Source organism: Variovorax sp. HW608 (genome assembly GCF_900090195.1).
Lineage (GTDB): Bacteria > Pseudomonadota > Gammaproteobacteria > Burkholderiales > Burkholderiaceae_C > Variovorax.
In genome coordinates, this window is record NZ_LT607803.1 from 3,868,434 (window position 1) to 3,883,058 (window position 14,625).

The 14,625-nt window shown below is 65.6% G+C and carries 18 protein-coding genes and 3 tRNA genes; 15 read left to right on the top strand and 6 right to left on the bottom strand.

Annotated features, from left to right (window positions below; all coding sequences use genetic code 11):
* Nucleotide 1: 1 nt before the first annotated feature.
* On the bottom strand, nucleotides 2-898 hold the full coding sequence (locus tag VAR608DRAFT_RS18255; RefSeq protein ID WP_088955337.1) for an NAD kinase: 897 nt from the start codon (nucleotides 896-898) through the stop codon (nucleotides 2-4).
* A 28-nt stretch (nucleotides 899-926) separates the two neighbouring features.
* Between VAR608DRAFT_RS18255 and hrcA the strand changes: the two genes are divergently transcribed.
* The 3 genes from hrcA (at nucleotide 927) to VAR608DRAFT_RS18270 (ending at nucleotide 2,227) form a co-directional block, all read left to right on the top strand.
* Nucleotides 927-1,931 carry a heat-inducible transcriptional repressor HrcA gene (hrcA, locus tag VAR608DRAFT_RS18260; protein WP_088955338.1) on the top strand — a complete coding sequence of 335 codons (1,005 nt, stop codon included), beginning with the start codon at nucleotides 927-929 and terminating at the stop codon, nucleotides 1,929-1,931.
* A gap of 41 nt (nucleotides 1,932-1,972) precedes the next feature.
* Nucleotides 1,973-2,049: transfer RNA gene (locus VAR608DRAFT_RS18265), tRNA-Ile, on the top strand.
* A gap of 101 nt (nucleotides 2,050-2,150) precedes the next feature.
* Nucleotides 2,151-2,227 (top strand) — tRNA-Arg (locus VAR608DRAFT_RS18270).
* Nucleotides 2,228-2,313: 86 nt separating this feature from the next.
* On the opposite strand, the gene VAR608DRAFT_RS37455 is transcribed toward VAR608DRAFT_RS18270, so the two are convergent.
* On the bottom strand, nucleotides 2,314-2,481 hold the full coding sequence (locus tag VAR608DRAFT_RS37455) for a hypothetical protein (protein WP_172843869.1): 168 nt from the start codon (nucleotides 2,479-2,481) through the stop codon (nucleotides 2,314-2,316).
* A 302-nt stretch (nucleotides 2,482-2,783) separates the two neighbouring features.
* On the opposite strand from VAR608DRAFT_RS37455, the gene VAR608DRAFT_RS18275 reads away from it, so the two are divergent.
* Entirely contained in the window at nucleotides 2,784-2,999 is a 216-nt protein-coding gene (locus VAR608DRAFT_RS18275) for a hypothetical protein (RefSeq protein WP_157731043.1), read from the top strand.
* Between the two features lie 103 nt (nucleotides 3,000-3,102).
* Nucleotides 3,103-3,675, top strand: coding sequence for a transcription elongation factor GreB (gene greB / locus VAR608DRAFT_RS18280; RefSeq protein ID WP_088955340.1), 573 nt, complete (start codon nucleotides 3,103-3,105; stop codon nucleotides 3,673-3,675).
* A 12-nt stretch (nucleotides 3,676-3,687) separates the two neighbouring features.
* Here greB and VAR608DRAFT_RS18285 read toward each other — a convergent pair whose 3' ends face one another.
* The 4 genes from VAR608DRAFT_RS18285 to VAR608DRAFT_RS18300 all read right to left on the bottom strand — a co-directional run bounded on the left by VAR608DRAFT_RS18285 (nucleotide 3,688) and on the right by VAR608DRAFT_RS18300 (nucleotide 7,821).
* Nucleotides 3,688-5,943: a RelA/SpoT family protein gene (locus tag VAR608DRAFT_RS18285; RefSeq protein ID WP_088955341.1), complete on the bottom strand. Its 2,256-nt coding sequence runs from the start codon at nucleotides 5,941-5,943 to the stop codon at nucleotides 3,688-3,690.
* 92 nt (nucleotides 5,944-6,035) lie between these two features.
* The gene (gene rpoZ, locus VAR608DRAFT_RS18290) at nucleotides 6,036-6,239 is read right to left on the bottom strand and encodes a DNA-directed RNA polymerase subunit omega (protein WP_028249368.1); all 204 of its coding nucleotides are present in this window, start codon (nucleotides 6,237-6,239) and stop codon (nucleotides 6,036-6,038) included.
* Nucleotides 6,240-6,274: 35 nt separating this feature from the next.
* Entirely contained in the window at nucleotides 6,275-6,895 is a 621-nt protein-coding gene (gene gmk, locus VAR608DRAFT_RS18295) for a guanylate kinase (RefSeq protein ID WP_088955342.1), read from the bottom strand.
* A gap of 11 nt (nucleotides 6,896-6,906) precedes the next feature.
* The gene (locus VAR608DRAFT_RS18300) at nucleotides 6,907-7,821 is read right to left on the bottom strand and encodes a YicC/YloC family endoribonuclease (RefSeq protein WP_088955343.1); all 915 of its coding nucleotides are present in this window, start codon (nucleotides 7,819-7,821) and stop codon (nucleotides 6,907-6,909) included.
* An 88-nt stretch (nucleotides 7,822-7,909) separates the two neighbouring features.
* Between VAR608DRAFT_RS18300 and VAR608DRAFT_RS18305 the strand changes: the two genes are divergently transcribed.
* From VAR608DRAFT_RS18305 to VAR608DRAFT_RS38565, 10 genes are all read left to right on the top strand, one after another.
* Nucleotides 7,910-8,917 (top strand): serine/threonine protein kinase, encoded by a 1,008-nt coding sequence (locus tag VAR608DRAFT_RS18305; protein ID WP_088955344.1) that lies wholly within the window; start codon nucleotides 7,910-7,912, stop codon nucleotides 8,915-8,917.
* A gap of 79 nt (nucleotides 8,918-8,996) precedes the next feature.
* Nucleotides 8,997-9,899 (top strand): PP2C family protein-serine/threonine phosphatase, encoded by a 903-nt coding sequence (locus tag VAR608DRAFT_RS18310; protein ID WP_088955345.1) that lies wholly within the window; start codon nucleotides 8,997-8,999, stop codon nucleotides 9,897-9,899.
* 24 nt (nucleotides 9,900-9,923) lie between these two features.
* The gene (rph, locus tag VAR608DRAFT_RS18315; RefSeq protein ID WP_088955346.1) at nucleotides 9,924-10,652 is read left to right on the top strand and encodes a ribonuclease PH; all 729 of its coding nucleotides are present in this window, start codon (nucleotides 9,924-9,926) and stop codon (nucleotides 10,650-10,652) included.
* Between the two features lie 24 nt (nucleotides 10,653-10,676).
* A complete protein-coding gene (locus tag VAR608DRAFT_RS18320; protein WP_088955347.1) occupies nucleotides 10,677-11,276 on the top strand; it encodes a non-canonical purine NTP pyrophosphatase in 600 nt (199 codons plus the stop codon).
* Between the two features lie 77 nt (nucleotides 11,277-11,353).
* Nucleotides 11,354-12,526: a radical SAM family heme chaperone HemW gene (hemW, locus tag VAR608DRAFT_RS18325; protein ID WP_088958851.1), complete on the top strand. Its 1,173-nt coding sequence runs from the start codon at nucleotides 11,354-11,356 to the stop codon at nucleotides 12,524-12,526.
* 17 nt (nucleotides 12,527-12,543) lie between these two features.
* The gene (locus VAR608DRAFT_RS18330; RefSeq protein WP_157731044.1) at nucleotides 12,544-13,221 is read left to right on the top strand and encodes a TetR/AcrR family transcriptional regulator; all 678 of its coding nucleotides are present in this window, start codon (nucleotides 12,544-12,546) and stop codon (nucleotides 13,219-13,221) included.
* Nucleotides 13,222-13,260: 39 nt separating this feature from the next.
* A tRNA-Ser gene (locus VAR608DRAFT_RS18335) sits at nucleotides 13,261-13,348 on the top strand.
* 126 nt (nucleotides 13,349-13,474) lie between these two features.
* Nucleotides 13,475-13,687: a hypothetical protein gene (locus tag VAR608DRAFT_RS18340; protein WP_088955349.1), complete on the top strand. Its 213-nt coding sequence runs from the start codon at nucleotides 13,475-13,477 to the stop codon at nucleotides 13,685-13,687.
* Nucleotides 13,688-13,826: 139 nt separating this feature from the next.
* Nucleotides 13,827-14,192 (top strand): hypothetical protein, encoded by a 366-nt coding sequence (locus VAR608DRAFT_RS18345; protein ID WP_157731045.1) that lies wholly within the window; start codon nucleotides 13,827-13,829, stop codon nucleotides 14,190-14,192.
* Nucleotides 14,193-14,276: 84 nt separating this feature from the next.
* Nucleotides 14,277-14,588: an SH3 domain-containing protein gene (locus tag VAR608DRAFT_RS38565; RefSeq protein ID WP_443082956.1), complete on the top strand. Its 312-nt coding sequence runs from the start codon at nucleotides 14,277-14,279 to the stop codon at nucleotides 14,586-14,588.
* The last annotated feature ends 37 nt before the right edge of the window (nucleotides 14,589-14,625 follow it).

The following is a 14,625-nucleotide window of genomic DNA, read 5'->3' on the forward strand; positions in this document are numbered from 1 at the left end:
CTCAGGAACCTCCTTCGTTCCAATGCAGTTTCTTGCGCAGGGTGTCGAAATAGCTCCAGCCGCGCGGGTGGAGGAAGCGGACGCGGTAGTCGGAACGGCGCACCACCACGCGATCGCCGATGGCCAGCGAGGCGAGCGATTGCATGTCGAAGTTCGCGCTGGCGTCGCGACCGCCGACGAGTTCGATCGAGACTTCCTCGGCGTCCGGCAATACGAGTGGGCGGTTGGAGAGCGTGTGCGGCGCGATCGGCACCAGCACCCACCCCGGAACGGCCGGATGCAGCAGCGGTCCGCCGGCCGAGAGCGCGTACGCGGTGGAGCCGGTCGACGACGCGATGATCATCCCGTCGGCGCGCTGGTTCGCCACGAAATGGCGGCCCACCGTGACACGCAGCTCCACCATGCCCGAGGTGCCGCCGCGATTGACCACCACGTCGTTCATCGCGAGCGCGTCGAAGACCGACACCTCGTTGCGGATCACCTGCGCGTGCATGAGGTGGCGGTGGTCTTCCTCGTACTCGCCCGCGAGCATCGGGACCAGCGTCGCCTGATAGTCGTCGAGCGCGATGTCGGTGATGAAGCCGAGCCGGCCTCGGTTGATGCCGATGAGCGGAACACCGTAAGGCGCCAGTTGCCGCCCGATGCCGAGCATCGTGCCGTCGCCGCCGACGACCAGGCCCAGATCGCACTCCTCGCCGATCTCCTCGACCGTCAGCGCCTTGTAGCGACCGACCGGGACCCCGTCGGCCTCGGACTCTTCGACGAAAACGGTGCAGCCCTGCGCCTCGAGAAAAGCGGCGATGCCTTCCATGACGACATCGGGCGCACCGCCCTGCGCCCGCCCACCCGAAGCCTGGTATTTCCCTATGAGTGCGACGTGACGAAAGCGAGAGCTCATGAACAAATTACAACATTAAAATTGGCCGATGCTGGACGATCGCGCCAAGTTGCTGCTAAAGACACTCGTCGAGCGCTATATCGCCGAAGGCCAGCCCGTCGGATCGCGCACGCTGTCCCGGGCCTCCGGTCTGGATCTCTCGCCGGCGACGATCCGGAACGTGATGTCCGACCTCGAAGGCCTGGGCCTCATCGCCAGTCCTCACACCTCGGCGGGTCGCGTTCCTACCGCCAGAGGTTATCGCCTCTTCGTTGACACCATGTTGACTGCGCAGCGCGAGCAGTTCGCCGCGCCCAGTCTTGCGCCGGACCAGCCCCAGAAGGTGATCGCCAACGCCGCGAACCTGCTGTCCAGCCTTTCGCAGTTCGTGGGTGTGGTGATGGCGCCACGGCGTCCTTCGGTCTTTCGCCAGATCGAATTCCTGCGCCTTTCGGAACGCCGGCTGCTCGTCATCATCGTCTCGCCCGACGGAGACGTTCAGAACAGGGTGATCTTTCCGGAAGCCGACTACTCGCAGTCGCAGCTGGTCGAGGCTTCCAACTACATCAATGCGAACTATGCGGGCCTGTCGATCGAGCAGGTGCGCGATCGCCTCCAGTCCGAAATGGAGCAACTGCGCGGCGAGATCGCCGCGCTGATGCAGGCGGCCGTCAAGGTGAGTTCCGAAGTCCTCACCCAGGCGCAGGAAGAAGTGGTCATCGCGGGCGAGCGCAATCTTCTGTCGGTGAGCGACTTCTCCAGCGACATGGGCCACTTGCGCAGGGCTTTCGACCTCTTCGAGCAGAAGGCGCAGCTGATGCGGCTGCTCGATGTCTCGAGCCAGGCCGACGGCGTGCGCATCTTCATCGGCGGCGAAAGCCAGATCGTTCCTTTCGACGATCTCTCCATCGTGAGCGCGAACTACGAAGTCGATGGGCAAGTGGTCGGAACGCTCGGCGTCATCGGGCCGACGCGCATGCCGTACGACCGCATGATCCAGATCGTGGACATCACGTCGAAGCTCGTCACCAACGCGCTGAGTCATCGCAAGTGAAGGAGCGCGAACGCGCCGGGCCACTAGAATCCCGGACGCGTGGGCCGTTAGCTCAGTTGGTTAGAGCAGCGGACTCATAATCCGTTGGTCGCTGGTTCAAGCCCAGCACGGCCTACCACTGAATCCGAGACGCAGCAGGCGTTGCCTGCAGGCGAGATTCAACAAAATTAAAAGCTGTTGGCGAGTGGCTCCAAAATGGATGCTATAATCGCAAGCTGTGCGGCTGTAGCTCAGTTGGATAGAGTACTTGGCTACGAACCAAGGGGTCGTGGGTTCGAATCCTGCCAGCCGCACCACTTCATAAAGGGTTGGTCCATTGCGGACCAACCCTTTTTCTTTGGTGCGTTCGCGTCGCGCATGGGCCCGTGTCGAGCGGCCTTTCTCAGAGGCGCGTCACGATGCCCAAGCTGATGATGCCGAGGAATCCCAGGATCCCCACCATCATGAGGACCGGCCCCCAGCGTCGTTGTCGCGCAGCGAATCCGGCAGTCATCACGGCGGCAAAGGCGACTGCGATCGCGGAAGTGGCTGCTAGCGTGAGTTCGGGCATGCGCAGATGCTAGCCAAAACGAAAAAGCCCGCCGGAGCGGGCTAAGGACCTTGGAGTCCAGAGGAGAGCCTTCATTGTGAACCACTTCTTTGGGGACCGCCAAGGGAACTACGTCACATGCTGCAACAAGGTGCTGCCGTTGACACTACCGCTTTCAGGGCTGTGCGTGCCAGCCGGCCGTTCAGGGGCAATAATCCCCAGGCGGCAACGCCAGGGCCGCGCCGGACGGAACCGGCGTTCATCCATCCGACCCCCCGTCGGATGCATCCATCTTCTGGCGCTCATGCATGGGGACAACCACGATGAGTTCATTGCAGATATTCTTGCCCGCCTCGGAGCCCGCGCGCAGCGAGGCGCTTGCCAAGCTAAAGCGAACCCACCACGTGCCACGCCACATCGTCAAGGCCCCCGCGCGAGGCGAGCAAGGCCGGCGTGCGGCCGTTACGGCCGGCGCGCCGCAGGCAGAGCAATCGATTCCCGATCCGGATCTGACGGCGCCCGACCAGCAATCGGGTTGAGGCGGACGAGGGCGACCCGGGACCGAACGGTCGCATCCTCGGATCGGTGTCTTTGCCATGTGATACAACATTCGCCCGACCTTGCGGGTTGAGAGTTGTAGAAATGAGCAAGGCTTTCACGAAGGAAAACGACGCCGACGACGATGATGGCGACGGCGGTGGACTGCCGCCGCTGCCTGCCGGCGGCAAGAACTACATCACACCCACCGGGTACGCGCGCCTGCGATCCGAACTTCTGGATCTGATGGACGCCGAGCGGCCCAAGGTGGTCGAAGCCGTTCACTGGGCCGCCAAGAACGGAGATCGCTCCGAGAACGGCGACTATCTCTACGGCAAGAAGCGGCTGCGCGAGATCGATCGGCGAATTCGCTTCCTCACCAAGCGCCTCGAGATCGCCGAGGTCACCGATCCGTCGGTGCATCACGGCAGCGACCAGGTATTTTTCGGCTCGACAGTCCGCTATGCCGACGAGAGTGGCGAGGAGCGCGAGGTCACGATTCTCGGTATCGACGAGGCGAACAGCGCGCACTCGCAGGTGAGCTGGATATCCCCGATCGCGCGGGCGCTGCTCAAGGCCCGGGAGGGCGACGTCGTCAAGCTCGCCACACCGGGGGGCGTGCACGACATCGAGGTGTTGGCGGTCAGCTATCCCGTGCCTTCTTCCAGGCCCGACTGACGGCCGGCAATCTCAGGGGACCGGAATCATCCGCGCGGCGGCGAGCACCGATGAGGTGCGGCGCACGGCCCGCAACACGGCTTCGAGGTGCGTGCGATCGCGCACCGCGATCACGAAGCGAAGATCCGTCGAATCCTGCGGCGTCTCGTCGGCCATTTCGACGTGCGTGATGTCCGCTTCGGCGTCGGCGAGCGCGGCTGCGACCCGGGCGAGCACGCCCTTGTCGTTTCGCACGGTGATCACCACGCCCGCCTCGAAAGTCCGGACCGGATCGTCGGCCCATTCGACCGCGAAGAAGCGCTCGCTGTCCTTGTAGCGGAGCCGCTGGCCGACACCGCACTCCTCGGTATGGACCACCAGTCCCTCGCCGTGCCCGAGGTAGCCGACGATGGGGTCGCCCGGGATCGGTCGGCAGCACAGCGCGAAGCGCACGGACGAGTTCTCGCTGCCATCCAGCGTCACGGCGCCTTGCGATACCGCGTCGCTGGCCGCGAAGCGCTCGCGGCTCAGCATCAGCGCATCGGGCTTTGCGCCCCGTTCGGCGAGCAGCGCCATCAGCCGCTTCGCGACGATGCTGGCGATGCGTTTGCCCAGGCCGATGTCGGTCAGCAGTTCGGAGCGCGTGCGGTTGCCGGTGAAGCGCAGGAGCTTTTCCCAGATCTGCTGGTGCTCGGCGTCGTCTTCCGGCAGTCTGCCGAGCCCTTCGGCGCGCAGCGCCTGCGCGAGGAGCTTTTCCCCGAGCCCTTCGGATTCGGCATGCGCGAGTGTCTTCAGGTAGTGGCGGATCTTGGACCGCGCCCGCCCGGTGCGAACGAAGCCGAGCCAGGCGGGGTTCGGCGTCGAAACCGGCGCGGTGATGATCTCGACCACGTCGCCGTTCTTGAGCTCGGTCCGCAGCGGAACCTGGTCGCCATTGATGCGCGCGGCGGATGTGTGGTCGCCGATGTTGCTGTGAATGGCGTAGGCGAAGTCGACCACGGTCGCGCCGCGCGGCAGCGCCATGATCTGGCTCTTGGGCGTGAACACGTAGACGGCATCGGGGAAGAGGTCGACCTTGACGTGGTCCCAGAACTCGGCCGCATCGCGGGTCTCATCCTGGATGTCGAGCAGCGACTGGAGCCATTTCGCGCCGAGGCGGTCGCTGGTCGCCACCGCCGCCGGATCGGCCGCCTTGTAGAGCCAGTGCGCCGCCACGCCCGATTCGGCCACCACGTGCATGGCCTCGGTGCGAAGCTGGAATTCGATGTTCACGCCCGCCGGGCCCACCAGCGTCGTGTGCAGCGACTGGTAGCCGTTGAGCTTGGCGATCGCGATGTGGTCCTTGAACTTGCCGGGCAGCGGCTTGTACATCTGGTGCAGGATGCCGAGACCGGTGTAGCAGGAGGTCACCGTGGGGACGATCAAGCGGAAACCGTAGATGTCGGTGACCTGCGCAAAGCTCAGGTGCTTTTCGACCATCTTGCGGTAGATGGAGTAAAGCGTCTTTTCGCGGCCTGCGATGCGCACGCTCATCTCCGCGGCCGCGAAGGCGTTCTCGACTTCCTGCTGGACCTTCTGGATCAGGTCGCGGCGGCGCCCGCGCGCCTTGGCCACCGCCTTGGCAAGCACTGTGTAGCGCCAGGGACGAAGGTGCCGGAAGGAAAGATCCTGCAGTTCACGGTAGGTCTGATTGAGGCCCAGCCGGTGCGCGATCGGGGCGTAGATCTCGAGGGTCTCGCGCGAGATGCGCGCCCATTTCTCGCGCGGCGCATCGTCGAGCGTGCGCATGTTGTGCGTCCGGTCGGCGAGCTTGACGAGGATGACGCGCACGTCGCGCGCCATGGCCAGCAGCATCTTGCGAAAGGACTCGGCCTGGTTCTCTTCGCGGGTGTTGAAGCGCAGCTTGTCCAGCTTGGTGAGGCCATCGACCAGCTCAGCCACCGGGGCGCCGAAGCTCTCGATGAGCTCAGCCTTGGTGACGCCGCAGTCCTCGATCGCATCGTGCAGCAATGCGGCCATCAGGGCCTGCGCGTCGAGTTTCCATTCCGCGCACTGCGCGGCGACCGCGATCGGATGGGTGATGTAGGGCTCGCCGCTGTTGCGCAATTGGCCCAGGTGCGCCTCATCCGCGAAACGGTAGGCACGCCTCACCAGTTCGACGTCTTCGGGGTCCAGATAGTCGAGCCGATCGGTCAATGCGGCGAAGCTGGCGGCGGCCGCATTCAATGCCGCAGGGCTGGGCTGCGGACTTCGACGGGTTTCTGACTGAGGCTTGACGACCGCGCTCATGAGCACCACTTTAGCGTGGCCGCGGCTAAGACGCATTCAGGCATAAAAAAAGCACCGCATGCGGTGCTTCCTTGTTGTAAGGGTGCGTCAGATCAGCCGGGGACCTTTTTGAGCATTTCGAGGCCGATCTTGCCCTCTGCAATCTCGCGCAGCGCGGTAACGCCGGGCTTGTTCTTGCTCTCGATCTTGGGGGCGTGGCCCTGGCTCAGCATGCGCGCGCGATAGGTGGCGGCGAGCACGAGCTGGAAACGGTTCGGGATGTGTTGCAGGCAGTCTTCGACGGTGATGCGGGCCATGATGATCTTTCGGCGATGTGCAGACGTTGGGCGGATCAGGGGATGTTCAGTGCGGCAAAGGTGCTTGCACGTGCGCGGCGCTGTGCAGAGTAGCGAAGCCGCTGAGCGTGGACGATCGCTTTCAGGTCGAAAAGTGCGCGCTCAAATACCTCGTTGATTATAACGAAATCGAATGCCGAGGCTTGCGCCATCTCCTCGGCGGCATTCCGCAGGCGCAGTTCGATGACCTCCGGGCTGTCCTCGCCCCGGCGCTCGAGCCGGGAGCGCAGTTCCTCCCAGCTCGGCGGCAGGATGAAGATCATGACCGCATTGGTGAAGGTCTTGCGGATCTGCAGCGCGCCCTGGAAGTCGATTTCGAGAACGACGTCCGCGCCTTGCGCGATACGCTCCTCGATCGCCTTCTTGGAGGTGCCGTAGCGCCGGCCGTGGACGTGCGCCCACTCCACGAATCCATCGGCCGCCACCATGAGGTCGAACTCGGGTTCGGACACGAAGAAGTATTCGCGCCCATGTTTTTCCTGGCCTCGGGGCGTGCGGGTGGTGTGGGAGACCGAGGGCTGGACGGCGGAGTCGAGCTCCATCAGCGCCTTGACCAGGCTCGACTTGCCTGCGCCGCTGGGGGCTGCGACCACGAAGATGTTGCCGGGGTAGTCCATGGAATCCGTTTCTATTCGATGTTCTGGACCTGCTCGCGCATCTGCTCGATCAGGACCTTCATGTCCACGCCGATGCGGGTGAGTTCGAGCGTGGCGGATTTCGAGCCGAGCGTGTTGGCTTCACGATGGAGCTCCTGGATCAGGAAGTCGAGCCGCTTGCCGATCTCCCCGCCCTTCTTCACCAGCCTTTCGATCTCTTCCAGGTGGGAGTTCAGGCGGGTCAGTTCTTCCGCGACGTCGATCCGGATCGCGAACGCGGTCGCTTCGGTCAGGGCGCGGTCCTGGGCGGCCTCGGGCGGCGTGCCGCCGCTCAGGCCCATGGCTTCCTGCCAGCGCTCGAGGAACCGGGTGCGCTGCTGCTCCACCAGCAGAGGGACCAGCGGCAGGGCCTGGGTGGCAAGCGCGCGCAGTTGCGCGAGGTGGTCCTGCAGCATGCGGGCCAGGCGTGCGCCCTCGCGTTCGCGTGCGGCGAGCAGGTCCTTGAGTGTTTTTTCGGTGACCTCGGTCAGGTCCGGCCCCCAATCGCCCTTGGCGACGCTGTCGCCGGCCGCGAGGCGCAGCACGTCGGCCACGCTGAGATCGCGCGCGTCGGGCAGCCATGCCTGGATGTGGTCCTGGACCGCATTGAGGCGCTGCAGAAGCTTGGTGGACGGGTCGCCGATGCCGGCCGCGGCGCCGCTTTCGAGGGCGGCCCGCAGTTCGACCTTGCCGCGCTTGAGTCGCGCCGTGAGCATCTCGCGCAGGGCGGGTTCGTGCTGGCGCAGCTCTTCCGGCAGCTTGAAGCTCAGGTCGAGAAATCGGCTGTTGACCGAGCGTATTTCAACACCGAGCCGAGGGGTCGCATGAGCCCGGGCTTCGGCTTCGGAGTGGCTGCCGACGGGGCTCGTCTGCCCGCTGGCATAACCGGTCATGCTGTAAACTGGCATCGCGCCTCGCTGTGATCTGTTGTTGCACCGTGGCGTCGGCACGGCGTTCGCTTGCCGCACCATCGCCTTCGGGCGAAACTCCCGGATTATGTCAAAGGTCAAACCTTCGCCTCTGCTGCCTGACACGGTGATCGGCGGCTACCGAATCGTGCGCCGGCTTTCCGCCGGGGGCTTCGGGGTCGTCTATCTCGCCGTCGACCCGGGTGGGCAGCAGGTCGCCATCAAGGAATATCTGCCTTCGTCCCTGGCAACACGGGGCACAGGGGAATTGGCGCCGCAGGTTCCGCCCGAGAAGCTGTCGCTCTACCGGCTGGGACTCAAGAGCTTCTTCGAGGAAGGCCGGTCGCTGGCGCAGATTTCGCACGCCTCGGTGGTGAGCGTTCTCAATTTCTTCCGCGAGAACGAGACCGTCTACATGGTCATGAACTACCTCGAGGGCGCGACCCTTCAGGACTTCATCGTCACCGCGCGCGACCTCAAGAAGCAGAAGGTATTCCGCGAATCGACGATCCGTTCGCTCTTCGACGAGATCCTTCGGGGCCTTCGCATCGTCCACCAGCACAAGATGCTGCACCTGGACATCAAGCCGGCCAACATCTTCGTGACCGACGACGACCGGGCCGTGATGATCGACTTCGGGGCGGCGCGCGAGGTGCTGTCCAAGGAGGGCAACTTCATCCGGCCGATGTACACCCCTGGCTTCGCGGCGCCCGAGATGTACCGGCGCGATTCCTCCATGGGGCCGTGGACGGACATCTACGCGATCGGCGCCTGCATCTACGCCTGCATGCAGGGTTATCCCCCGAACGACGCGCCGCAGCGCATCGAGAAGGACCGCCTCGGCCTTTCGCTCTCGCGCCTGCGCGGCATCTATTCGGACAACCTGATCGAGGTGGTCGAGTGGTGCATGTCGCTCGATCCGCTTTCGCGCCCGCAGTCGGTGTTCGCGCTGCAGAAGGAACTGAGCCGCGAGGGAGAGCGCCGCTACACCAAGCTCACGGTGGGCGAGAAGGTCCGCCTCTCCATCGACAACATGCGTTCATCCGAAAAGAAGGGCCTGCCGAAGGCGGCGGCTCCCACCACACGTCCGGCATGACCCCCCACGCTCATCACTTCGTGTATTCGCTGCCCCCCCAGGGGGGGCTCATCGCCCTTCGGGCGGCCGGGCGGGCGCTGTGAAGTTTTCCGTCTTCCAGGTCAGTCGCAAGGGCGGTCGTCTCAAGAACGAAGACCGCATGGGCTACTGCTACACGCGCGAATCGGGCCTGTTCGTGCTCGCCGACGGCATGGGGGGCCATCCCGAGGGTGAGGTCGCAGCCCAGCTGGCATTGCAGACCATCGCGGCGCTCTACCAGCGCGAAGCCCGGCCGCTGGTCAAGGACGTCAAGGCCTTCCTCACCTCCTCCGTGATGGCCGCGCATCAGCAGATCATGCGCTACGCCGGCAACAAGGGGATGCTCGACACGCCGCGCACCACGGTGGTCGCGGCGATCATCCAGGACAACACGGCGACGTGGATCCATTGCGGCGACTCGCGGCTGTACGTGATCCGCGATGGCGCCCTGCTGATGCGCACCCGTGACCATTCGCACGCCGAGCGGCCCCGCGCGGGCGCGCCGGAGCCGGTCAACCGCAACCTGCTGCTGACCTGCCTGGGGTCGCCGACGCCGCCGCTCTTCGATGTCTCGACGCCGCTGCAGCTGCAGCGCGGCGACCGCATCATGCTCTGCTCCGACGGCGTCTGGGGCGTGCTCGACGACGGCGTGATCGTCCATGTGCTCTCGTCCGGCAAGCCGGTATCGGATGCGGCGCCCGATCTCGCCGAGATGGCGCTGCGCAACGGCGGCACCCACAGCGACAACGTGACCCTGATCGCGCTCGAATGGGAAACGCCCGACGCTCCGGGGCAGAAGCGCGGCGTCTCCACCGACAGCATCAGCGACGGCGTGTTCGCGTCGACCATCCAGGCCGGCATGCCTTCGGACAGCGAGCTCGACGACCTCGACGAGGACGCCATCGAGCGGTCCATCGCCGAGATCAACGAGGCGATCAAGCGATCCGCCGCGCGCAAGGGCTAGTTTTTCTTTCTCTCGTTCATCCACATGACTGATTTCGTACGAAGCGGCGGCCGTGCCGCAGACCAGTTGCGCCCGGTTCGCATCACCCGCGGCTACACCATCCATGCCGAAGGCTCGGTGCTGATCGAGTTCGGCCAGACCCGCGTGCTGTGCACCGCTTCGGTCGAAGAGAAGGTGCCGCCGCACAAGCGCGGCAGCGGCGAAGGCTGGGTCACGGCCGAATACGGCATGCTGCCGCGCGCCACCCACACCCGCAGCGACCGCGAAGCCGCCCGCGGCAAGCAGAGCGGCCGCACGCAGGAGATCCAGCGCCTCATCGGCCGCTCGATGCGCGCGGTCTTCGACCTGAGCGCGCTCGGCGAGCGCACCATCCACCTCGACTGCGACGTGCTCCAGGCCGACGGCGGCACCCGCACCGCGGCCATCACCGGCGCCTTCGTGGCCGCGCAGGATGCGGTCGACAAGCTGCTCGCCGAAGGCCGGATCGCCGCATCGCCGATCCGCGGCCACGTGGCGGCCATTTCGGTCGGCATCGTGCAGGGCACGCCGCTGCTCGATCTCGAGTACACCGAGGACTCCGCCTGCGACACCGACATGAACGTGGTGATGACGGGCGCCGGACACTTCGTGGAAGTGCAAGGCACCGCCGAAGGCGCTGCGTTCTCGCGCGAGGAAATGAACCGTCTGCTCGGGCTGGCCGAGAAGGGCATCTCCGAGCTGATCGCGCTGCAGACCCTGGCGCTCGCAGGCTGAAGCCCGGTCGACACGGAATCCGCGATGAAACTGGTCCTCGCCTCCAACAACGCCGGCAAGCTCGCCGAGCTGCAGGCCCTGTTCGCGCCGCTCGACGTGACGCTCGTTCGCCAGTCGGAACTCGGCGTCGGCGAGGCCGAGGAGCCCTTCCGCACCTTTGTCGAGAACGCGCTGGCCAAGGCCCGCCATGCGTCCGCGCACACCGGCCTGCCGGCCATCGCGGACGATGCGGGCCTCTGCGTCGAGGCCTTCGGCGGCCTTCCCGGCGTCGACACCGCCTTCTATGCCACGAAGTTCGGGTACGAAAAGGGCGATACGAACAACGTGCGTGCACTGCTCGAGCAACTGGCCAGCCAGACCGACCGCCGCGCCGCGCTCGTCAGCACCCTGGTCGCGCTGCGCGGCGCGGACGATCCCGAACCGCTGATCGCCGTCGGCCGCGTGGCCGGCCTGATCGCGAAGGAGCCGGTCGGCGACAACGGCTTCGGCTTCGATCCGGTGATGTTCCTGCCGCAGTTCGGCAAGACCTTTGCCCAGCTCCCCCCCGACGTGAAGAACGCGAACAGCCATCGCGGACAGGCGGCGCGCGCGATGCTGGCGCTGATGCGCGAGCGCTGGTCGTGAACGGCATCATCCCGATCGCAGCCGACGGCGACAGCGCGGCCGACGGCGCCGCCGGCGCCAACGATGCGCTGCACCAGATGCGGCCCGGCCCGCTCCAGCTTTCGGCGCTGCCGCCGCTTTCGCTGTACGTCCATCTTCCGTGGTGCCTGCGCAAGTGCCCGTACTGCGACTTCAATTCCCACGAGTGGCGCAGCGGCACGGATGAGCTGCCCGAGCAGCGCTATCTCGACGCGCTGGTGGCCGACCTGGACGCGGCGCTGCCGCTGATCTGGGGCCGTACGGTCCACACCATCTTCATCGGCGGCGGCACGCCGAGCCTGTTCTCGCCGGCGTCCATCGACCGGCTCATCGGCGACCTGCGCGCGCGGCTCAGGCTCGCGCCCGATTGCGAGATCACGCTGGAAGCCAACCCCGGCACCTTCGAGCGCGACCGCTTCCGCGCCTACCGGGCGGCGGGCGTGACGCGGCTGTCGGTGGGTGTGCAATCCTTCAACGACGCGCACCTGAAGGCGCTTGGCCGCGTTCACGATCGCGCCCAGGCGATCGCGGCGGTGCAAGAGGCCGCGGCCACCTTCGACACCTTCAACCTCGACCTGATGTATGCGCTCCCGGGCCAGACGCTGGAGCAGCTCGACGCCGACCTTTCGGAGGCGCTCGCACTGGCGCCGCCGCACCTGTCGGTCTACCACCTGACGATCGAGCCGAACACCTACTTCGCCAAGTACCCGCCGCAGGTGCCCGAGGACGATGCGGCCTACGCGATGCTCGACAGGATCACCGAGCGCACCGCGGCGGCGGGCCTGGGCCGCTACGAGATTTCGGCCTATGCACGCGCCGGCCATCAGTGCGCGCACAATTTGAACTACTGGCAGTTCGGCGACTACCTTGGTATCGGCGCCGGTGCGCACGGCAAGCTCAGCTTTGCGCACCGCGTGGTGCGTCAGGTGCGTTTCCGCGAACCCCGGCTCTACATGGACAAGGCGCTCGCGGGCCACGCCGTCGCGCAGAGCGACGATGTCGGCATCGCCGCGCTGCCCTTCGAGTTCATGCTGAATGCCCTGCGCCTGAAGGAAGGGTTTACGCTTGCGCAGTTCGGGGAGCGGACAGGGATGGCGATCACCGCCATCCAGCGCGGCCTGGAGGAGGCCGAGCGGAAAGGGTTGATCGAGCGCGACCTTGCGCGGGTTTGGCCGACGACGCGCGGATTCGATTTCCTGAGCGATCTTCAGGCGATCTTTCTGCCGGACTGATGAAAAGAGACACTGCCATGGACAACAACATCGAATCTCCCGAGATCAAGCGCCGGTCACGCGGAAGGCCGAGCCCGGAGCAGGCCGTCGCACTGCGCGAATCCTTCCTCGCGGCGGCACTCGAATCCTTCCTCGAAAAGGGCTACGCAGCCACCAGCATCGAGGCGATCGCCCGGGAGGCGGGCGTCGCCAAGATCACGATCTACCGGCAGTTCGACAACAAGGAAGCCCTGTTCCGCGAAGTGGTGCATCGCGCCGTGACCGGTGCCCGCGAGACCATGCAGGCCACGCTGGTGCGGCACGACCAGGACCAGCGGCAGGTGCTGCTGGATCTCATCGAGCGCATGTACCTGAGCGCGACCGAGCCGAAGACGCTCGCGCTCTTGCGTCTCGTGATCGCCGAGGCGGTGCGCTTTCCCGAACTCGCCAAGTCGCTCTACGCCGAAAACAGCTACGTGCTCGCGCCGGTGGTCGACTACCTCGCCGAGGCCCATCGCGCGGGAACGCTGCACGTGCCGCAGCCCGAACTTTCAGCGGTGCAGTTGTCGACCCTCGCTTTCGGCGGCGTGCGCTTCTTCATTTCGAAGCCCTTGGCCGGCCCGGAGGAACGCCGCGTCTGGGCCGAGGGCATCGCCGACCTGGTGCTGCAAGGCTGGGCACCCCGCCCCGCAGGGGCGCAGCAGCGCACCGACTAAAATCCCGCTTCTGTTCTTGTGCAACGCAAGGACAGCCGAGGAGAGTTGGGTGAGTGGTTTAAACCAGCAGTCTTGAAAACTGCCGACGAGCAATCGTCCGTGAGTTCGAATCTCACACTCTCCGCCAATGGGCCTTTCGGATCGATCTCGCCGCTTCGCGGAGCCCGGCATCTTGATCCTCGTCAATCTCCAGCGGGGTCGGGATGAAAAGAATCTCTTCTTTCCAACACCCGACATCGTCCGGAGGCCTCGAATGCAACTGCTTCGTCGTATCGCCGCCGCCAATCGTCTGATGGAGCTCATCGGCACGGCCGAGGTGAAGCTCGCCGAGGAATACGAGCGCAAGGGCTGGGTCCGGGTCCGTCGCACGCGCATGGTCAATTCCGGCGATCCCGACAGCTTCCAGACCGTCTACGCCGAGCTGACGGAGGACGGGTGGGAGGCGCTGCGGGAATGGGGCGGCTGAGCTGCCGTCTCGATTGCAGTTGAAAAAGTTTGCAAGATTGCCGCGGCTCCGTCTGGGCGTCTCCTCCATCGGAAGACTTGGCAAACATCGTGGAGCGCGCCAAACTGCGCGCGGTTCCCACCTGAGCAAGGAGCAGTTCGTGAAAAGATCCATTCTTCACATCGCATCGAGGGCTCTGGTCGCAGGCGGTACGGCCATGCTGGCGGCGAGCGCTTTCGCCCAGGCTACCGTCACTTGCGAGGACCCGCGCGTCGACCGGACGGCCTGCTATCGCGAGGCGGCAGCGGCCCAGGAAGCCAAGCGGCAAGGCCGCCTGAACAGTCCCGGTGGATACGACGAGAACGCGTTGAAGCGTTGCCAGAGCCACCCCCCCGGCAAGGCACGCACGGCCTGCGAAAAGCGCGTGACGGGTGCCGGCAACACGACGGTCACCGGCAGCGTCAAGGGCGGAGGCAAGATGCGCCGCAACGAAATGCCGATGCACCAGGAACCGCAGAAGAACTGAGCGACCGTCGGGAGGACGTCCATGTCGGGAGCGATCATCCGGCCGATGCTCGTCGCCGCGTCATTGGTGCTGCCGCTGTCGGCGATGGCCTTCAATACCGCCACCACGCGGTCGCTCAATGTCCGTGCCGGGCCCGGGACTTCGTTCCGCGTCGTCACGGTGCTTCCTGCGCGCACCTCGGTGTGGGTGGATCGATGCACGAACGGGTGGCAGTGGTGTGAAATTTCGGCGCGGCGCAGCGGGCGCGGCTGGGTCGACGCTCGCTTCCTTCATCCGTCCGTTCGTGGCAGGGTCCCGATCGTGAATGACCGAAGACGCCCGGGTGGTCCCCCGAGCCCTGGTCCATGGCCGCAGCGACCGGTTGGGCAGCCCACCGGCCCTACGCCCGGAACCTGATGGGCAGGGCCTCCAGGAATCACACCAGGCCGCCGAG